At 58.1% G+C, this 18,818-nt stretch carries 8 protein-coding genes and 6 rRNA genes; 12 read left to right on the plus strand and 2 right to left on the minus strand.

All coding sequences use genetic code 11. From position 1 onward, the window contains the following. Positions 1-11: 11 nt before the first annotated feature. The 8 genes from AC0J5Z_RS04105 to rrf (AC0J5Z_RS04140) all read left to right on the plus strand — a co-directional run bounded on the left by AC0J5Z_RS04105 (position 12) and on the right by rrf (AC0J5Z_RS04140) (position 8,765). Positions 12-491: a MarR family winged helix-turn-helix transcriptional regulator gene (locus tag AC0J5Z_RS04105; protein ID WP_091463442.1), complete on the plus strand. Its 480-nt coding sequence runs from the start codon at positions 12-14 to the stop codon at positions 489-491. 43 nt (positions 492-534) lie between these two features. After that, entirely contained in the window at positions 535-1,299 is a 765-nt protein-coding gene (locus AC0J5Z_RS04110; RefSeq protein ID WP_475037616.1) for an SGNH/GDSL hydrolase family protein, read from the plus strand. A gap of 391 nt (positions 1,300-1,690) precedes the next feature. Further along, on the plus strand, positions 1,691-1,927 hold the full coding sequence (rpmB, locus tag AC0J5Z_RS04115) for a 50S ribosomal protein L28 (protein ID WP_011776361.1): 237 nt from the start codon (positions 1,691-1,693) through the stop codon (positions 1,925-1,927). Continuing rightward, positions 1,927-2,094: a 50S ribosomal protein L33 gene (rpmG, locus tag AC0J5Z_RS04120; protein WP_003798558.1), complete on the plus strand. Its 168-nt coding sequence runs from the start codon at positions 1,927-1,929 to the stop codon at positions 2,092-2,094. Before rpmB ends, rpmG begins: the two co-directional genes overlap by 1 nt. 4 nt (positions 2,095-2,098) lie before the next feature. Further along, positions 2,099-2,404 carry a 30S ribosomal protein S14 gene (gene rpsN / locus AC0J5Z_RS04125; RefSeq protein ID WP_011776360.1) on the plus strand — a complete coding sequence of 102 codons (306 nt, stop codon included), beginning with the start codon at positions 2,099-2,101 and terminating at the stop codon, positions 2,402-2,404. A gap of 863 nt (positions 2,405-3,267) precedes the next feature. Then, a 16S ribosomal RNA gene (locus tag AC0J5Z_RS04130) occupies positions 3,268-4,790 on the plus strand. A 560-nt stretch (positions 4,791-5,350) separates the two neighbouring features. Further along, positions 5,351-8,506 (plus strand): 23S ribosomal RNA (locus tag AC0J5Z_RS04135). A gap of 142 nt (positions 8,507-8,648) precedes the next feature. After that, a 5S ribosomal RNA gene (gene rrf / locus AC0J5Z_RS04140) occupies positions 8,649-8,765 on the plus strand. Together the 16S, 23S and 5S rRNA genes form the textbook arrangement of a ribosomal RNA operon. Before the next feature lie 88 nt (positions 8,766-8,853). Here the strand turns inward: rrf (AC0J5Z_RS04140) and AC0J5Z_RS04145 are convergent. Next, positions 8,854-10,755 (minus strand): AfsR/SARP family transcriptional regulator, encoded by a 1,902-nt coding sequence (locus AC0J5Z_RS04145; RefSeq protein ID WP_475037619.1) that lies wholly within the window; start codon positions 10,753-10,755, stop codon positions 8,854-8,856. Between the two features lie 121 nt (positions 10,756-10,876). Here AC0J5Z_RS04145 and AC0J5Z_RS04150 point away from each other — a divergent pair, with 121 nt between their 5' ends. The 4 genes from AC0J5Z_RS04150 (at position 10,877) to rrf (AC0J5Z_RS04165) (ending at position 17,681) form a co-directional block, all read left to right on the plus strand. After that, a complete protein-coding gene (locus tag AC0J5Z_RS04150) occupies positions 10,877-11,758 on the plus strand; it encodes an alpha/beta fold hydrolase (protein WP_475037621.1) in 882 nt (293 codons plus the stop codon). 426 nt (positions 11,759-12,184) lie between these two features. Next, a 16S ribosomal RNA gene (locus AC0J5Z_RS04155) occupies positions 12,185-13,707 on the plus strand. 560 nt (positions 13,708-14,267) lie between these two features. Further along, a 23S ribosomal RNA gene (locus tag AC0J5Z_RS04160) occupies positions 14,268-17,423 on the plus strand. A 141-nt stretch (positions 17,424-17,564) separates the two neighbouring features. After that, positions 17,565-17,681: ribosomal RNA gene (gene rrf / locus AC0J5Z_RS04165) — 5S ribosomal RNA — on the plus strand. 123 nt (positions 17,682-17,804) lie between these two features. Here the strand turns inward: rrf (AC0J5Z_RS04165) and AC0J5Z_RS04170 are convergent. Beyond that, a complete protein-coding gene (locus AC0J5Z_RS04170) occupies positions 17,805-18,776 on the minus strand; it encodes a patatin-like phospholipase family protein (protein ID WP_475037623.1) in 972 nt (323 codons plus the stop codon). Positions 18,777-18,818: the final 42 nt, after the last annotated feature.

Consider the following 18,818-nt stretch of genomic DNA (forward strand, 5'->3'; position numbering starts at 1 on the left):
AAGATGGAGGCATGACTCAACCCCGCTGGCTGAACGCCGACGAACGCCGTGCTTGGCTGGCCCTCCTAAGCATCAACACCTTGCTCCCCTCGGCGTTGGACACGCAACTTCAGTCGGCCGGAAAATTGTCCCTGTTCGACTACAACGTCCTTGCGATGCTCTCCGAAACCGAGGGCCGATACCTTCCCATGAGCGAGCTCGCCGCGCGCACAAGTGCCTCCTTGTCGCGTCTTTCCCACGTGGTCACCAAGCTGCAGAAACGCGGTTGGGTGGAACGGCAAGCGCACCCAGGCGACGCCCGTGTTACCGTGGCCCACCTGACCGATGCCGGCATGTCCACCATCGTGTCCCTCGCCCCGGGACATGTGGAATCAGTGCGCACGCTGATGCTCGATTCGCTCAGTCCCGAAGACGTCTCAGACCTTGCGCGCATCGGCGAGAAAATTGTTGCCCGCTTGGACAACAACCACTGGATCCTGCGGGATTCCTAGTGCTGCTTTGTTGCCTTGAGCCTTGAAGTGGCAGACTAACGGCATGGATTTTGCTGCCCGTTACGTTGCCCTGGGGGACTCTTTCACCGAGGGTGTCGGAGACGACGATCCCGCCCGCCCCAACGGCGTTCGCGGTTGGGCTGACATCGTGGCCGGGCAACTTGCGCACAGCAACGCGGACTTTGGCTATGCGAATCTTGCCATCCGCGGCCGGAAGCTCCGTCAAATCATGGCCGAGCAGGTGGATGCCGCGGTCGCCTTGGAGCCCACCCTGGTGACGCTTTACGCGGGGGCCAATGACATCCTTCGACCCAAGATCGATATCGACTCGCTGTTGGAGGAGTACGACGCCGGCATCGCCAAGTTAAGCGCGACCGGCGCCACCGTGGTCCTCTTCACGGGCTTTGACGCGAAGGGCTCGAAGGTCTTCAGTGCCATGCGCGGCCGCACTGCGATCTACAACGAACTGGTCCGCGAAATCGCTGAAAACCGCGGTGCCTTACTGGTGGACTACTGGCGGTTCGATGAGTACGACGACTGGCGCCTCTGGGGTGAGGACCGGATGCACATGTCCACCGCCGGCCACGTCAACATGGCAAAGCGCGTCTTGGATGTCCTCGAACACGAGCACGTCATCGAGATTCCCGAACTGGCCCCGGTCCGTCTGATGAACCGCGTTGATGTCCTGAAAGCCAACGCGCGCTGGTTCCGGGAATCCGCGGCGCCATGGGTTGCCCGCCGTGTGCGGGGAGTGTCTTCCGGCGACGGATTGAGCCCGAAATACCCCGAACTGATCAGGCCGCTCTAGATACCATCCGCCACACTCGACCCGGCTGTATTGCTCGCGGGCTCCGAGGGCTTATGATGCCGGATTGGTCTTAATTTGGCCTGACCCGTAGAATAGTTAGGCGCTAGGTAGTGCGGATCGTGTGCAATTGCTCCGGTTAGTGGTGAGTGTCGGTTTACCGACATCCCGGTGGCCGGTAGTTAGGGGCTCAAGTTGCGTGCATTCCTGTATTCGCCCGGTATCCCAGGATCTGTTCCAGTGTTCATCACTGTGCGGTCCTGAGGCCAACCTTCTTCGCCGCACTTGCTGCGGAAACTACCGAAATGGTCTGGACCCGGATGCGGACGCTGCCTGTCGCACGGCAACGCAGGAACATCTGCACGCCGTTACATTCAATCTTTGGAGGAGAGTCATGGCAGCACACTGCCAAGTGACCGGAGCCGAGCCGGGCTTTGGACACAGCATTTCGCACTCGCACCGTCGCAACAAGCGCCGGTTCGATCCGAACATTCAGAAGAAGCGCTACTGGGTTCCGTCCCTGCGCCGTAACGTCACGCTGACCCTGTCAGCACGTGGCATCAAGACAATCGACGTACGCGGCATCGACTCAGTCGTCGCCGACATCCTGGCACGAGGAGTAAAGCTCTAATGGCAAAGGACAAGGACGTACGTCCGATCATCAAGCTGAAGTCCACCGCGGGCACGGGTTACACCTACGTAACCCGCAAGAACCGTCGTAACGATCCGGACCGTCTGGTCCTGAAGAAGTACGACCCCAAGATCCGCCAGCACGTCGAATTCCGAGAGGAGCGCTAAACACATGGCAAAGAAGTCAAAGATTGCTCGCAACGAGCAGCGCAAGGTCATTGTTGAGCGTTACGCTGCCAAGCGTCTCGAACTGAAGAAGACCCTGGTTGACCCCAACGCGACTGACGAAGCACGCGAAGCTGCACGCCTCGGCCTGCAGAAGCTGCCCCGCAACGCCTCCCCGATCCGTCTGCGTAACCGCGACCAGATCGACGGCCGTCCCCGCGGCACGCTCCAGAAGTTCGGTATCTCCCGTGTTCGCTTCCGCGACATGGCTCACCGCGGTGAGCTCCCGGGCATCACCAAGTCTTCCTGGTAATCACGAAGCTCTGAAAGGGCCGGCAACCGTAATGGTTGCCGGCCTTTTCTGCGTTTAAGCGTGCGTGTCAGTGGGGGAAGCGGTGGTCATCCTCTGCGCGCTCGGTCGTTCCTCCCTTAGACGCGCGCTGCCGGATGACCACCGCTCCTTCCGACGCTCTCGCAGATCCCTCGGGTTTGGGGGCATCGCTCTCTCAGGTCCCTCGGGTTTGGGGGCATCGCTCTCTCATCTAGAACGTTCGACGGCGGTGGTCGGCGCGGGCGCGGGCCTTTGGGTTGGCGGGGTGGTTGGGTCTTGTGACGGGCTTCACTCGGGTTGCTTTTAGCGGATTTTGGCTGGCTTGGCGTCTCGATGGGGGTTCTTGGCCCGTGTTTGCGGGGTTTTGGGTGGTGTTGTGGTGGATTTGTGCCAGGGCTTATGGGCGTGTAATGTCTTCTGAGTCGCCGCGAGTGAGACAGCCTGGAGCTGAGAACCGCGGGGGCCGACCCCCTTGATGACAGCCTGGAAAATGGCACGCTTTTGAGTGTGCCTTGTGCCGGGTGGGGCCGGGACTTGGATCAAAAATCGCGGAAACGCCGATTTGCGAAGATCCGGTTGATCGGGTAAGTTTGAAAAGTTGCTCCGGAGCGATCCTGGGACCCTGTTGGGGGTTTTGGTGGTGCCGGTAGTGTCTGTTGTTTGAGAACTCAATAGTGTGCCAAGTTTGTTGATACCGATTGTTTTTCAATTGGTTGAAATTATGGCTGGACCCTGCGCACCCCCGTGTGTGGTGGTCTGGTTTTCAGCTGGTTTCGAATTTTGTGCAGCCGCGTTTGCCGTTATTTCCGGTGGGTGTGGTTGTGTCTGTTTGGTTTTGTTTTACTTCAACGGAGAGTTTGATCCTGGCTCAGGATGAACGCTGGCGGCGTGCTTAACACATGCAAGTCGAACGATGATCCCAGCTTGCTGGGGGATTAGTGGCGAACGGGTGAGTAACACGTGAGTAACCTGCCCTTGACTCTGGGATAAGCCTGGGAAACTGGGTCTAATACCGGATACGACCATCTGGCGCATGTCATGGTGGTGGAAAGCTTTTGTGGTTTTGGATGGACTCGCGGCCTATCAGCTTGTTGGTGGGGTAATGGCCTACCAAGGCGACGACGGGTAGCCGGCCTGAGAGGGTGACCGGCCACACTGGGACTGAGACACGGCCCAGACTCCTACGGGAGGCAGCAGTGGGGAATATTGCACAATGGGCGAAAGCCTGATGCAGCGACGCCGCGTGAGGGATGACGGCCTTCGGGTTGTAAACCTCTTTCAGTAGGGAAGAAGCCGCAAGGTGACGGTACCTGCAGAAGAAGCGCCGGCTAACTACGTGCCAGCAGCCGCGGTAATACGTAGGGCGCAAGCGTTATCCGGAATTATTGGGCGTAAAGAGCTCGTAGGCGGTTTGTCGCGTCTGCTGTGAAAGACCGGGGCTCAACTCCGGTTCTGCAGTGGGTACGGGCAGACTAGAGTGCAGTAGGGGAGACTGGAATTCCTGGTGTAGCGGTGAAATGCGCAGATATCAGGAGGAACACCGATGGCGAAGGCAGGTCTCTGGGCTGTAACTGACGCTGAGGAGCGAAAGCATGGGGAGCGAACAGGATTAGATACCCTGGTAGTCCATGCCGTAAACGTTGGGCACTAGGTGTGGGGGACATTCCACGTTTTCCGCGCCGTAGCTAACGCATTAAGTGCCCCGCCTGGGGAGTACGGCCGCAAGGCTAAAACTCAAAGGAATTGACGGGGGCCCGCACAAGCGGCGGAGCATGCGGATTAATTCGATGCAACGCGAAGAACCTTACCAAGGCTTGACATGAACCGGAAAGACCTGGAAACAGGTGCCCCGCTTGCGGTCGGTTTACAGGTGGTGCATGGTTGTCGTCAGCTCGTGTCGTGAGATGTTGGGTTAAGTCCCGCAACGAGCGCAACCCTCGTTCTATGTTGCCAGCGCGTGATGGCGGGGACTCATAGGAGACTGCCGGGGTCAACTCGGAGGAAGGTGGGGACGACGTCAAATCATCATGCCCCTTATGTCTTGGGCTTCACGCATGCTACAATGGCCGGTACAAAGGGTTGCGATACTGTGAGGTGGAGCTAATCCCAAAAAGCCGGTCTCAGTTCGGATTGGGGTCTGCAACTCGACCCCATGAAGTCGGAGTCGCTAGTAATCGCAGATCAGCAACGCTGCGGTGAATACGTTCCCGGGCCTTGTACACACCGCCCGTCAAGTCACGAAAGTTGGTAACACCCGAAGCCGGTGGCCTAACCCTTGTGGGGGGAGCCGTCGAAGGTGGGACCGGCGATTGGGACTAAGTCGTAACAAGGTAGCCGTACCGGAAGGTGCGGCTGGATCACCTCCTTTCTAAGGAGCTGCTAACAGCTGTGTTGTTTGCCTGCATGGGTGAATGACGGGTTGTCAGTGTTGCCCATTGCGCAGGCGTCTGTTCTGCGGTGGGTGCTCATGGGTGGAATATCAACGAATCAAACTTGTTTGGCATGGCCTTTACCGGTTGTGTCCTGGTGTCAGTACGGCAGCATCTGTGTCCCTTTTTGGGGGTGTGGTGTTGTCAGGAAAGCTGCCGGGGCGTGCGGTTGTGGGGGTTGTGTTTGGCGCACTGTTGGGTCCTGAGGCAACAGGACCTTTTTGCAGCAATGCAGGGGGGCACTTCTGGTGTTTCTTTTGTTCCTGCTTCCGGTACTTGCCATCTGTCCGCTTTTGCGGGGTGGTGGTGGTCTGGTTGACGGGGTTGTTGTTTGAGAACTACATAGTGGACGCGAGCATCTAGAACACACACGGTGGCTGATCGTCTTTACCTTTTGGGTGGGGTGGTTGGTGTGTGTGTTCTTACAGCAATTTCTTATGAATGAACCTTGGGCCTGTGTGGCGCATGGTTCTCTCGAGTAAGTTTTTGATCTTTGTGTGGTCAAGTTTTTAAGGGCACACGGTGGATGCCTTGGCATTAGGAGCCGAAGAAGGACGTAGGAATCTGCGATAAGCCTGGGGGAGTTGATAACCGAGCGTTGATCCCAGGATGTCCGAATGGGGAAACCCCGCACAACGCTGTCAAAAGTGATTGTGTGACCCGCATCTGAACACATAGGGTGCGTGGGGGGAACGCGGGGAAGTGAAACATCTCAGTACCCGCAGGAAGAGAAAACAATAGTGATTCCGTTAGTAGTGGCGAGCGAACGCGGATCAGGCTAAACCGTTTCCATGTGTGATAGCCGGCGGGCGTTGCATGGGCGGGGTTGTGGGACTTTCCGTTCTGGTTCTGCCGGACCAGTGAGGTGAGGTGCAGGCATAGGTGAACGGTCTTGAAAGGCCGGCCAGAGAGGGTGTGAGCCCCGTAACCGTAATGTTGTGCACGGCCTGGGGAGTATCCCAAGTAGCACGGGGCCCGAGAAATCCCGTGCGAATCTGTCAGGACCACCTGATAAGCCTAAATACTTCCTAATGACCGATAGCGGACCAGTACCGTGAGGGAAAGGTGAAAAGTACCCCGGGAGGGGAGTGAAACAGTACCTGAAACCGTGTGCTTACAATCCGTCGGAGCAACCGCGAGTGATCGCATAGTAGTTGTGACGGCGTGCCTTTTGAAGAATGAGCCTGCGAGTTAGTGTTACGTCGCGAGGTTAACCCGTGTGGGGTAGCCGTAGCGAAAGCGAGTCTGAATAGGGCGAGTGTAGTGGCGTGATCTAGACCCGAAGCGGAGTGATCTACCCATGGCCAGGTTGAAGCGACGGTAAGACGTCGTGGAGGACCGAACCCACTTCAGTTGAAAATGGAGGGGATGAGCTGTGGGTAGGGGTGAAAGGCCAATCAAACTCCGTGATAGCTGGTTCTCCCCGAAATGCATTTAGGTGCAGCGTTGCGTGTTTCTTGCCGGAGGTAGAGCTACTGGATGGCCGATGGGCCCTACAAGGTTACTGACGTCAGCCAAACTCCGAATGCCGGTAAGTCAGAGCGCAGCAGTGAGACTGTGGGGGATAAGCTTCATAGTCGAGAGGGAAACAGCCCAGACCACCAACTAAGGCCCCTAAGCGTGTGCTAAGTGGGAAAGGATGTGGAGTTGCGAAGACAACCAGGAGGTTGGCTTAGAAGCAGCCATCCTTGAAAGAGTGCGTAATAGCTCACTGGTCAAGTGATTCCGCGCCGACAATGTAGCGGGGCTCAAGTACACCGCCGAAGTTGTGGATTTCACATAATGCCCTAGCCTTCGTGGTTCAGGGGTGTGGAGTGGTAGGGGAGCGTCGTGTGGGCAGTGAAGTCGCGGTGGAAACCAGCGGTGGAGCCTACACGAGTGAGAATGCAGGCATGAGTAGCGAAAGACGGGTGAGAAACCCGTCCGCCGAATGATCAAGGGTTCCAGGGTCAAGCTAATCTGCCCTGGGTAAGTCGGGACCTAAGGCGAGGCCGACAGGCGTAGTCGATGGACAACGGGTTGATATTCCCGTACCGGCGAAAAACCGCCCATGCCAAGCGGGGGATACTAACCGCCCGGAGCCTGCCCGCCCACCCTTGTGGTGTGTGGGTTTTGGCCGAGCGCGGGACCTGATCCCGGGAGGTAAGCGTATTAACAGGTGTGACGCAGGAAGGTAGCCGGGCCGGGCGATGGTTGCCCCGGTCTAAGGATGTAGGGTCAGGGATAGGCAAATCCGTTCCTGTGTGTTCAATCACGGTCCTGAGATCTGATGGGACCCCCGTATGGGGGGATCCGGTGATCCTATGCTGCCAAGAAAAGCATCGACGCGAGGTTTTAGCCGCCCGTACCCCAAACCGACACAGGTGATCAGGTAGAGAATACCAAGGCGATCGAGAGAATTATGGTTAAGGAACTCGGCAAAATGCCCCCGTAACTTCGGGAGAAGGGGGGCCTGCCCCGTGATGGAGACTTGCTCTCCGTGAGCGGGTGTGGGCCGCAGAGACCAGGGGGAAGCGACTGTTTACTAAAAACACAGGTCCGTGCGAAGTCGCAAGACGATGTATACGGACTGACTCCTGCCCGGTGCTGGAAGGTTAAGAGGACCGGTTAGCCCCTTGCGGGCGAAGCTGAGAATTTAAGCCCCAGTAAACGGCGGTGGTAACTATAACCATCCTAAGGTAGCGAAATTCCTTGTCGGGTAAGTTCCGACCTGCACGAATGGAGTAACGACTTCCCCGCTGTCTCAACCATAAACTCGGCGAAATTGCAGTACGAGTAAAGATGCTCGTTACGCGCAGCAGGACGGAAAGACCCCGAGACCTTTACTATAGTTTGGTATTGGTGTTCGGAGTGGCTTGTGTAGGATAGGTGGGAGACGTTGAAACCCGGACGCCAGTTCGGGTGGAGTCATCGTTGAAATACCACTCTGGTCACTTTGGACATCTAACTTCGGCCCGTGATCCGGGTCAGGGACAGTGCCTGATGGGTAGTTTAACTGGGGCGGTTGCCTCCTAAAAAGTAACGGAGGCGCCCAAAGGTTCCCTCAGCCTGGTTGGCAATCAGGTGTCGAGTGTAAGTGCACAAGGGAGCTTGACTGTGAGAGAGACATCTCAAGCAGGGACGAAAGTCGGGACTAGTGATCCGGCGGTACATTGTGGAATGGCCGTCGCTCAACGGATAAAAGGTACCTCGGGGATAACAGGCTGATCTTGCCCAAGAGTCCATATCGACGGCATGGTTTGGCACCTCGATGTCGGCTCGTCGCATCCTGGGGCTGGAGTAGGTCCCAAGGGTTGGGCTGTTCGCCCATTAAAGCGGTACGCGAGCTGGGTTTAGAACGTCGTGAGACAGTTCGGTCCCTATCCGCTGCGCGCGCAGGAAATTTGAGAAGGGCTGTCCTTAGTACGAGAGGACCGGGACGGACGAACCTCTGGTGTGTCAGTTGTACTGCCAAGTGCATCGCTGATTAGCTACGTTCGGATGGGATAACCGCTGAAAGCATCTAAGCGGGAAGCTCGCTTCAAGATGAGATTTCCATACACATCATGTGTGAGAGGCCCCCAGCCAGACCACTGGGTTGATAGGCCGGATGTGGAAGCGAGGACTAACGACTCGTGAAGCTGACCGGTACTAATAGGCCAACAACTTACACCACACAACACACTGCACGCGTCCACTATGTGGTTCCCGAACAACAACCGTTCCAGGAACCAAACAACTACATAACAACACCACAGTTGTAACCACCAGATTTCCCACCACCAGGGCCCCGAACCCTGCTGGACGGGTAACAGAGTTACGGCGGTCATAGCGTGGGGGAAACGCCCGGTCCCATTCCGAACCCGGAAGCTAAGACCCACAGCGCCGATGGTACTGCACCCGGGAGGGTGTGGGAGAGTAGGACACCGCCGGACAACCATTCACGGGAAGCCCCGACCACCCATGGTCGGGGCTCCCCGCATTTAACAACCAAAACGAAACCACCACGCAGGCCCCACCCATTCAACACCCAACACCCGACGCAGCAGCCGCCTTGAGCATCCCAAGGTAGTGATCAACGTGGCCGAGGTCCACCACGCCGCTTCCGGCAGCCCGTTCCCCTCTGGCCGGTTCCAGGGCACCCAATGCCCTGCGGATCACAGACGGCTCGCCCAGTTCGCAGGCCGCCTGGGCGACAATGCACCAGGTCGCCTCGAGCAACAGATCCTTTGGGGGATCCGGAAGGCGCCGAAGACCTTCAGTTGCCTCGCCACGAGCACCTGTCCTCATCAGCAAGAGGGGCCGAACCCAGCGTTCGTACGGGCCAAAATTGCCGTCGCTGAGTTCCCCACTGCCCAATTCAGTAGCATCGCGCAACTCCCGGCCAAGGGTGGCCAAAGCCGCGATTCCGTCGGCGAAGCCAGGCATTTCCGTCGGCAAGGGAGGCGGCAGGCGGCCGCCGAGGAAAGTCCACCGGAACCAGTGGGTGAACACGGTTGCCAACGGTCTCTCGTGCCGTAGGGCCAGTTCCTCCACTGCATCGGCTTCGGTGCTGGCCGAGCTGATGTCGTCCAGAGCACACAGGGCCTGCATACGGATCAGCCGCCCGTTGATCTCAAAGGTGGGCGAATCGGCGTCGAACGCTGTTGCTATCAGCTGTTGTCCAATGTCGGCGCGATGGGCTGCCAGACCGGCCGCAGCGAACGTTTGCATAAACCTGGCGCTGAGGGCGAAGCAGAGCAGCTGCGCGTCTCCCAATCGCCTGGCTATCGCCTCCGCTTCGCCGGCCTCCGAACGGCGACCGCCTGTGCCTCTGGATTCCATGGCTATCGTGGCCAGGAGGCGGGCGCGGCTTCGGTCGCTGAGGCCCGGGTTGGCGGCAAGCGCATCCTCGGCAGCGGCAATCACGACGGCCGCCGCAGCGGGGTCGTCCGTGCGCGTCCATATCCCAGGTACGTCGTAGCCTCCAATGATGCGGGCGGCGAGGTCGGGATCGTTCAGGTCTGCAGCGGCTTGGATAGCCGCAAGGCGTTGGATGCGGGCTGTCTGAAGATCGCCGGCGACGGCCAAGCTGCCCAACACCGCATTCGAGACTTCCAGCTGAGCCCTCGTGCCGCTCCTGGAGTAAGCGGTGGCGGTCATTGCCAAACCGAGGGGTTCTGGGCGGGACAGCTGCGAATCCCTACGGAGAATTCTGCTCTCCAGGTCCACGAGTGCGGGGCTGGGGTCCAGACCGAGTTCGTTGGCAAGCTGATTGCGTGCCCGCCGAAGGACCGCCAGTGCGTCGCCTTGGCGGCGACTTCGGTAAAGTGCCAGCGCGAGCAAGCGCCATCCGTCTTCACGCCAAGGATTCTCCTCCACCTGTGCTTCCAGCATGGTCACCGCGTCGGCTGGACGGCCGCGGTCCAAATGCAATGAGGCGCAGCGTTCGACGGCGGTCTGCCACAGTTCAGTCAATCGCCTTACCTCAGGGAGCGCCCATGGCCGCTCGGCGAATTCTTGAAAGGCGTTGCCCTGCCATTCCCGGAGGGCTGTGGACAACCGCGATTCAGTTTCGTCGGGAGTGGCTCCAACTGCGCTGTTCACTGACGAATCGAAGCGCCAGGCGTCGACGGCGTCCACATCGAGCCGCAGAGCGTACCCGCCACCAATCGTGACGAGGACCGAGGGCGGGGTGCGGGGTAGCCGATCGGGTTCAAGGATGCGGCGAAGTTCACCAACAAAGGTACGGATGGCTCCGACAGCTCCGGTGGGCGGGGTACCGTTCCACAGTTCTTCCATGAGTGACGCCGTCGAGATGGCGCGGCCCCGCAGTGACACGAGTATCCCAAGGATTTCCCTGTGCCTGCGTTTGGAGAGTTCCCGCACGTCTCCATCAACGCTCACCTGGATGGGACCGAGAACTTGGATCTGCACACTAGTCACGGGTCAAGCGTAGTGAGGAGGTAAGACATCACACGGCGACTGTTGCCCGCCGTGGCTCAGCTGATTGGCTGCTGATTCGCTGGCTGGAGAGTGGTTCTACCAACAACGAATGGAGACCCCATTGACTTTGACACTGCTGCCCGAGGCCACCTATCACCGTGTACCTGTAGCACCCGACGTCGAACTGAACGTTGCGGTGGCAGGCAGCGGGCCCGCCGTCGTACTTTTGCATGGCTTCCCGCAGACGCACCTCATGTGGAGGCATGTCGCTGCGGATTTGGCGACGGACCACACGGTTATCTGCCCGGACCTTCGAGGGTACGGGGGGAGCGGCAAACCGGCAGAGGCGAGCGAGGGCACGTACTCCAAGAGGACGATGGCCGCGGATATCGTTTCAGCTGCCCGGGCGCTTGGGCATCATCGCTTCGCACTTGCCGGCCATGACCGCGGTGCCTTAGTTGCTGTACGTACCGGCTTGGACTATCCCGATACGGTCACTCACCTTCTGGCCTTGGACGTGCTCCCGACGTTGGATATGTGGGACATCCTCCGGGGTGCGGATGCCAAAGTGGCGTGGCACCTGTACCTCATGGCCCAGCCGGCCGGGATCCCGGAGCCCATGATCGAAGCCACAGCTGGTTCCTTCTTTGCCTCATTCCTTGATGGGTGGACTGCGCATCCTGACGCGATTCCGCCAAAGTACCGGGAGGAGTACCTCAAGGCATCGCGCGAGGCCGTGCCTTCGATTGTTGCGGACTACCGGGCCTCTGCCGGAATCGACGTCGTGCATGATCGCGCCGACAGGAACGCCGGACGCAAGCTGGCCATGCCAGTCACTGTGATGCAGCAGGATTGGGGAGCAGTGTTGGGCTACGACGCCGGCGCACTATGGGGTGCGTGGGCGCCGGATCTAGAACATATGACGGTGAACACTGGCCACTTCATGGCTGAGGAGGATCCCGTAGCGGTCATCGCGGCGATGCGCGCGCTGATGGACCGCTAGAGAGCAGTGTTCGACGGCGGTTTGGTGTGGGTTTTGGGGGTGTGTGGGGTGGGGTTGGGGGTGGAGTTGCGTTGGGGGTGTGGGGCGTGTATTGTTTTCTGAGTCGCCGGGTGCGAAACGGAAAGCCGGAAGGTGTGTACGGTTCGGTAGGCGGCCAAAAAATAACTCTTCTTTTCCAATGGCCCTGTTGGGTGCGCTGCTTTGTGGTGTGCTGTGGGTGATGTTTTGGGGGGTCTGTTGTTTGAGAACTCAATAGTGTGCCAAGTTTGTTGATACCGATTGTTTTTCAATTGGTTGAAATTATGGCTGGACCCTGCGCACCCCCGTGTGTGGTGGTCTGGTTTTCAGCTGGTTTCGAATTTTGTGCAGCCGTGTTTGCCGTTATTTCCGGTGGGTGTGGTTGTGTCTGTTTGGTTTTGTTTTACTTCAACGGAGAGTTTGATCCTGGCTCAGGATGAACGCTGGCGGCGTGCTTAACACATGCAAGTCGAACGATGATCCCAGCTTGCTGGGGGATTAGTGGCGAACGGGTGAGTAACACGTGAGTAACCTGCCCTTGACTCTGGGATAAGCCTGGGAAACTGGGTCTAATACCGGATACGACCATCTGGCGCATGTCATGGTGGTGGAAAGCTTTTGTGGTTTTGGATGGACTCGCGGCCTATCAGCTTGTTGGTGGGGTAATGGCCTACCAAGGCGACGACGGGTAGCCGGCCTGAGAGGGTGACCGGCCACACTGGGACTGAGACACGGCCCAGACTCCTACGGGAGGCAGCAGTGGGGAATATTGCACAATGGGCGAAAGCCTGATGCAGCGACGCCGCGTGAGGGATGACGGCCTTCGGGTTGTAAACCTCTTTCAGTAGGGAAGAAGCCGCAAGGTGACGGTACCTGCAGAAGAAGCGCCGGCTAACTACGTGCCAGCAGCCGCGGTAATACGTAGGGCGCAAGCGTTATCCGGAATTATTGGGCGTAAAGAGCTCGTAGGCGGTTTGTCGCGTCTGCTGTGAAAGACCGGGGCTCAACTCCGGTTCTGCAGTGGGTACGGGCAGACTAGAGTGCAGTAGGGGAGACTGGAATTCCTGGTGTAGCGGTGAAATGCGCAGATATCAGGAGGAACACCGATGGCGAAGGCAGGTCTCTGGGCTGTAACTGACGCTGAGGAGCGAAAGCATGGGGAGCGAACAGGATTAGATACCCTGGTAGTCCATGCCGTAAACGTTGGGCACTAGGTGTGGGGGACATTCCACGTTTTCCGCGCCGTAGCTAACGCATTAAGTGCCCCGCCTGGGGAGTACGGCCGCAAGGCTAAAACTCAAAGGAATTGACGGGGGCCCGCACAAGCGGCGGAGCATGCGGATTAATTCGATGCAACGCGAAGAACCTTACCAAGGCTTGACATGAACCGGAAAGACCTGGAAACAGGTGCCCCGCTTGCGGTCGGTTTACAGGTGGTGCATGGTTGTCGTCAGCTCGTGTCGTGAGATGTTGGGTTAAGTCCCGCAACGAGCGCAACCCTCGTTCTATGTTGCCAGCGCGTGATGGCGGGGACTCATAGGAGACTGCCGGGGTCAACTCGGAGGAAGGTGGGGACGACGTCAAATCATCATGCCCCTTATGTCTTGGGCTTCACGCATGCTACAATGGCCGGTACAAAGGGTTGCGATACTGTGAGGTGGAGCTAATCCCAAAAAGCCGGTCTCAGTTCGGATTGGGGTCTGCAACTCGACCCCATGAAGTCGGAGTCGCTAGTAATCGCAGATCAGCAACGCTGCGGTGAATACGTTCCCGGGCCTTGTACACACCGCCCGTCAAGTCACGAAAGTTGGTAACACCCGAAGCCGGTGGCCTAACCCTTGTGGGGGGAGCCGTCGAAGGTGGGACCGGCGATTGGGACTAAGTCGTAACAAGGTAGCCGTACCGGAAGGTGCGGCTGGATCACCTCCTTTCTAAGGAGCTGCTAACAGCTGTGTTGTTTGCCTGCATGGGTGAATGACGGGTTGTCAGTGTTGCCCATTGCGCAGGCGTCTGTTCTGCGGTGGGTGCTCATGGGTGGAATATCAACGAATCAAACTTGTTTGGCATGGCCTTTACCGGTTGTGTCCTGGTGTCAGTACGGCAGCATCTGTGTCCCTTTTTGGGGGTGTGGTGTTGTCAGGAAAGCTGCCGGGGCGTGCGGTTGTGGGGGTTGTGTTTGGCGCACTGTTGGGTCCTGAGGCAACAGGACCTTTTTGCAGCAATGCAGGGGGGCACTTCTGGTGTTTCTTTTGTTCCTGCTTCCGGTACTTGCCATCTGTCCGCTTTTGCGGGGTGGTGGTGGTCTGGTTGACGGGGTTGTTGTTTGAGAACTACATAGTGGACGCGAGCATCTAGAACACACACGGTGGCTGATCGTCTTTACCTTTTGGGTGGGGTGGTTGGTGTGTGTGTTCTTACAGCAATTTCTTATGAATGAACCTTGGGCCTGTGTGGCGCATGGTTCTCTCGAGTAAGTTTTTGATCTTTGTGTGGTCAAGTTTTTAAGGGCACACGGTGGATGCCTTGGCATTAGGAGCCGAAGAAGGACGTAGGAATCTGCGATAAGCCTGGGGGAGTTGATAACCGAGCGTTGATCCCAGGATGTCCGAATGGGGAAACCCCGCACAACGCTGTCAAAAGTGATTGTGTGACCCGCATCTGAACACATAGGGTGCGTGGGGGGAACGCGGGGAAGTGAAACATCTCAGTACCCGCAGGAAGAGAAAACAATAGTGATTCCGTTAGTAGTGGCGAGCGAACGCGGATCAGGCTAAACCGTTTCCATGTGTGATAGCCGGCGGGCGTTGCATGGGCGGGGTTGTGGGACTTTCCGTTCTGGTTCTGCCGGACCAGTGAGGTGAGGTGCAGGCATAGGTGAACGGTCTTGAAAGGCCGGCCAGAGAGGGTGTGAGCCCCGTAACCGTAATGTTGTGCACGGCCTGGGGAGTATCCCAAGTAGCACGGGGCCCGAGAAATCCCGTGCGAATCTGTCAGGACCACCTGATAAGCCTAAATACTTCCTAATGACCGATAGCGGACCAGTACCGTGAGGGAAAGGTGAAAAGTACCCCGGGAGGGGAGTGAAACAGTACCTGAAACCGTGTGCTTACAATCCGTCGGAGCAACCGCGAGTGATCGCATAGTAGTTGTGACGGCGTGCCTTTTGAAGAATGAGCCTGCGAGTTAGTGTTACGTCGCGAGGTTAACCCGTGTGGGGTAGCCGTAGCGAAAGCGAGTCTGAATAGGGCGAGTGTAGTGGCGTGATCTAGACCCGAAGCGGAGTGATCTACCCATGGCCAGGTTGAAGCGACGGTAAGACGTCGTGGAGGACCGAACCCACTTCAGTTGAAAATGGAGGGGATGAGCTGTGGGTAGGGGTGAAAGGCCAATCAAACTCCGTGATAGCTGGTTCTCCCCGAAATGCATTTAGGTGCAGCGTTGCGTGTTTCTTGCCGGAGGTAGAGCTACTGGATGGCCGATGGGCCCTACAAGGTTACTGACGTCAGCCAAACTCCGAATGCCGGTAAGTCAGAGCGCAGCAGTGAGACTGTGGGGGATAAGCTTCATAGTCGAGAGGGAAACAGCCCAGACCACCAACTAAGGCCCCTAAGCGTGTGCTAAGTGGGAAAGGATGTGGAGTTGCGAAGACAACCAGGAGGTTGGCTTAGAAGCAGCCATCCTTGAAAGAGTGCGTAATAGCTCACTGGTCAAGTGATTCCGCGCCGACAATGTAGCGGGGCTCAAGTACACCGCCGAAGTTGTGGATTTCACATAATGCCCTAGCCTTCGTGGTTCAGGGGTGTGGAGTGGTAGGGGAGCGTCGTGTGGGCAGTGAAGTCGCGGTGGAAACCAGCGGTGGAGCCTACACGAGTGAGAATGCAGGCATGAGTAGCGAAAGACGGGTGAGAAACCCGTCCGCCGAATGATCAAGGGTTCCAGGGTCAAGCTAATCTGCCCTGGGTAAGTCGGGACCTAAGGCGAGGCCGACAGGCGTAGTCGATGGACAACGGGTTGATATTCCCGTACCGGCGAAAAACCGCCCATGCCAAGCGGGGGATACTAACCGCCCGGAGCCTGCCCGCCCACCCTTGTGGTGTGTGGGTTTTGGCCGAGCGCGGGACCTGATCCCGGGAGGTAAGCGTATTAACAGGTGTGACGCAGGAAGGTAGCCGGGCCGGGCGATGGTTGCCCCGGTCTAAGGATGTAGGGTCAGGGATAGGCAAATCCGTTCCTGTGTGTTCAATCACGGTCCTGAGATCTGATGGGACCCCCGTATGGGGGGATCCGGTGATCCTATGCTGCCAAGAAAAGCATCGACGCGAGGTTTTAGCCGCCCGTACCCCAAACCGACACAGGTGATCAGGTAGAGAATACCAAGGCGATCGAGAGAATTATGGTTAAGGAACTCGGCAAAATGCCCCCGTAACTTCGGGAGAAGGGGGGCCTGCCCCGTGATGGAGACTTGCTCTCCGTGAGCGGGTGTGGGCCGCAGAGACCAGGGGGAAGCGACTGTTTACTAAAAACACAGGTCCGTGCGAAGTCGCAAGACGATGTATACGGACTGACTCCTGCCCGGTGCTGGAAGGTTAAGAGGACCGGTTAGCCCCTTGCGGGCGAAGCTGAGAATTTAAGCCCCAGTAAACGGCGGTGGTAACTATAACCATCCTAAGGTAGCGAAATTCCTTGTCGGGTAAGTTCCGACCTGCACGAATGGAGTAACGACTTCCCCGCTGTCTCAACCATAAACTCGGCGAAATTGCAGTACGAGTAAAGATGCTCGTTACGCGCAGCAGGACGGAAAGACCCCGAGACCTTTACTATAGTTTGGTATTGGTGTTCGGAGTGGCTTGTGTAGGATAGGTGGGAGACGTTGAAACCCGGACGCCAGTTCGGGTGGAGTCATCGTTGAAATACCACTCTGGTCACTTTGGACATCTAACTTCGGCCCGTGATCCGGGTCAGGGACAGTGCCTGATGGGTAGTTTAACTGGGGCGGTTGCCTCCTAAAAAGTAACGGAGGCGCCCAAAGGTTCCCTCAGCCTGGTTGGCAATCAGGTGTCGAGTGTAAGTGCACAAGGGAGCTTGACTGTGAGAGAGACATCTCAAGCAGGGACGAAAGTCGGGACTAGTGATCCGGCGGTACATTGTGGAATGGCCGTCGCTCAACGGATAAAAGGTACCTCGGGGATAACAGGCTGATCTTGCCCAAGAGTCCATATCGACGGCATGGTTTGGCACCTCGATGTCGGCTCGTCGCATCCTGGGGCTGGAGTAGGTCCCAAGGGTTGGGCTGTTCGCCCATTAAAGCGGTACGCGAGCTGGGTTTAGAACGTCGTGAGACAGTTCGGTCCCTATCCGCTGCGCGCGCAGGAAATTTGAGAAGGGCTGTCCTTAGTACGAGAGGACCGGGACGGACGAACCTCTGGTGTGTCAGTTGTACTGCCAAGTGCATCGCTGATTAGCTACGTTCGGATGGGATAACCGCTGAAAGCATCTAAGCGGGAAGCTCGCTTCAAGATGAGATTTCCATACACATCATGTGTGAGAGGCCCCCAGCCAGACCACTGGGTTGATAGGCCGGATGTGGAAGCGAGGACTAACGACTCGTGAAGCTGACCGGTACTAATAGGCCAACAACTTACACCACACAACACACTGCACGCGTCCACTATGTGGTTCCCGAACAACAACCGTTCCAGGAACCAAACAACTACATAACAACACCACAGTTGTAACCACCAGATTTCCCACCACCAGGGCCCGAACCCTGCTGGACGGGTAACAGAGTTACGGCGGTCATAGCGTGGGGGAAACGCCCGGTCCCATTCCGAACCCGGAAGCTAAGACCCACAGCGCCGATGGTACTGCACCCGGGAGGGTGTGGGAGAGTAGGACACCGCCGGACAACCATTCACGGGAAGCCCCGACCACCTGGTCGGGGCTCCCCGCATTTAACCACCCATTTAACAGGAGCAGCCGCGACTGACGGCTGAAAGAAGCCGTCAGTCGCGACCCGATTCGGGTAGGTTCAGCGCCAGAACTCGCTGAGGGAACCGGCCAAGGACCTGCCCTGATCGAAACCGGACCGGGCGGCGGCCGGCCGTAAGGTCAGGTCCATGGCATTGATGCCGAACAGGTGCTCCGCCTCGGTGTCCGGGAAGATTGTCTCAACCCGGCTGCCGCTACTGCGCAGTTCGCCCACCTGTGCAGCAAGGTGCATGTTCCACTCCAACGGCGTCCGTGTCCTGCCCCCAAATGGTGACAGCACCAGCACTCGCCTGTAGCCGGCAGCTAAGTCGGCATTCTCGGCGTTGGATCGGTAGCCGCCGTCTATATAGTGCTTGCTGCCTATGGCGTAAGCGAAACGACTGGCGCAGCTGGCGGCCACAGCGTCAACCAACTCCACTCCACTTTGATGGTCGAACACCACCGGTTCGCCGGTTTTGGCATCAACCGCCGTGAGGAGCACCAGTCGTTCAGGCCACTTCTGATGGGGTAGCCGGGCCGCAACGGTTGCCCGCCAGCGGGCACTGGAGCCGTCCATTGCTGCGGCCATGTCGATTGCCGCTGCGCCCATTCTGCGGCGCATGTCAGCCATATCCGCAGAGGCTTCCAGGATTTTTCCCGTACGTTCCATGTGGTCTGTCACCGGTCGGGCTCCGTTGTTTTGCCCTCCGCCTGACCTGGCAGGTGTGGCCCGGTCTGAAGCAAAAACCGCGTTCTGCGGGGCAGCGGCAAGGATGTCGTTAAAGAGTGCGGTGGGATGTGCCCCAGCAAACTGGGCCGCCGCCGTCGAACCAGCCGACGTGCCAACGGTGAGGTCTGCAGCGGTCACGTCCAGCCCGGCGTCGAACAGGCCAGCGGCGACGCCGATCAGCCACGCGTTACCTGTGGATCCGCCGCCACCGAGGATTAGCGCCCGATCGCCGTCAGGCACCCGGTAAGAGGCATCAACTGTCAGTTGAGGCTGCTGCAGAGGAGATGAAGATGTTGTGTTCATGGGAGTCGCCTTTCGCGATTTGCCTGATCGGGCGCTCCCGGA

This window comes from Paenarthrobacter sp. TRD_SC_7, from assembly GCF_056156245.1.

Coding starts and splice junctions, on each gene's coding strand:
- AC0J5Z_RS04105 (WP_091463442.1), top strand. CDS start 12: ATGACTCAACCCCGCTGGCTGAACGCCGACGAACGCCGTGCTTGGCTG.
- AC0J5Z_RS04110 (WP_475037616.1), top strand. CDS start 535: ATGGATTTTGCTGCCCGTTACGTTGCCCTGGGGGACTCTTTCACCGAG.
- rpmB (WP_011776361.1), top strand. CDS start 1,691: ATGGCAGCACACTGCCAAGTGACCGGAGCCGAGCCGGGCTTTGGACAC.
- rpmG (WP_003798558.1), top strand. CDS start 1,927: ATGGCAAAGGACAAGGACGTACGTCCGATCATCAAGCTGAAGTCCACC.
- rpsN (WP_011776360.1), top strand. CDS start 2,099: ATGGCAAAGAAGTCAAAGATTGCTCGCAACGAGCAGCGCAAGGTCATT.
- AC0J5Z_RS04170 (WP_475037623.1), bottom strand. CDS start 18,776: ATGAACACAACATCTTCATCTCCTCTGCAGCAGCCTCAACTGACAGTT.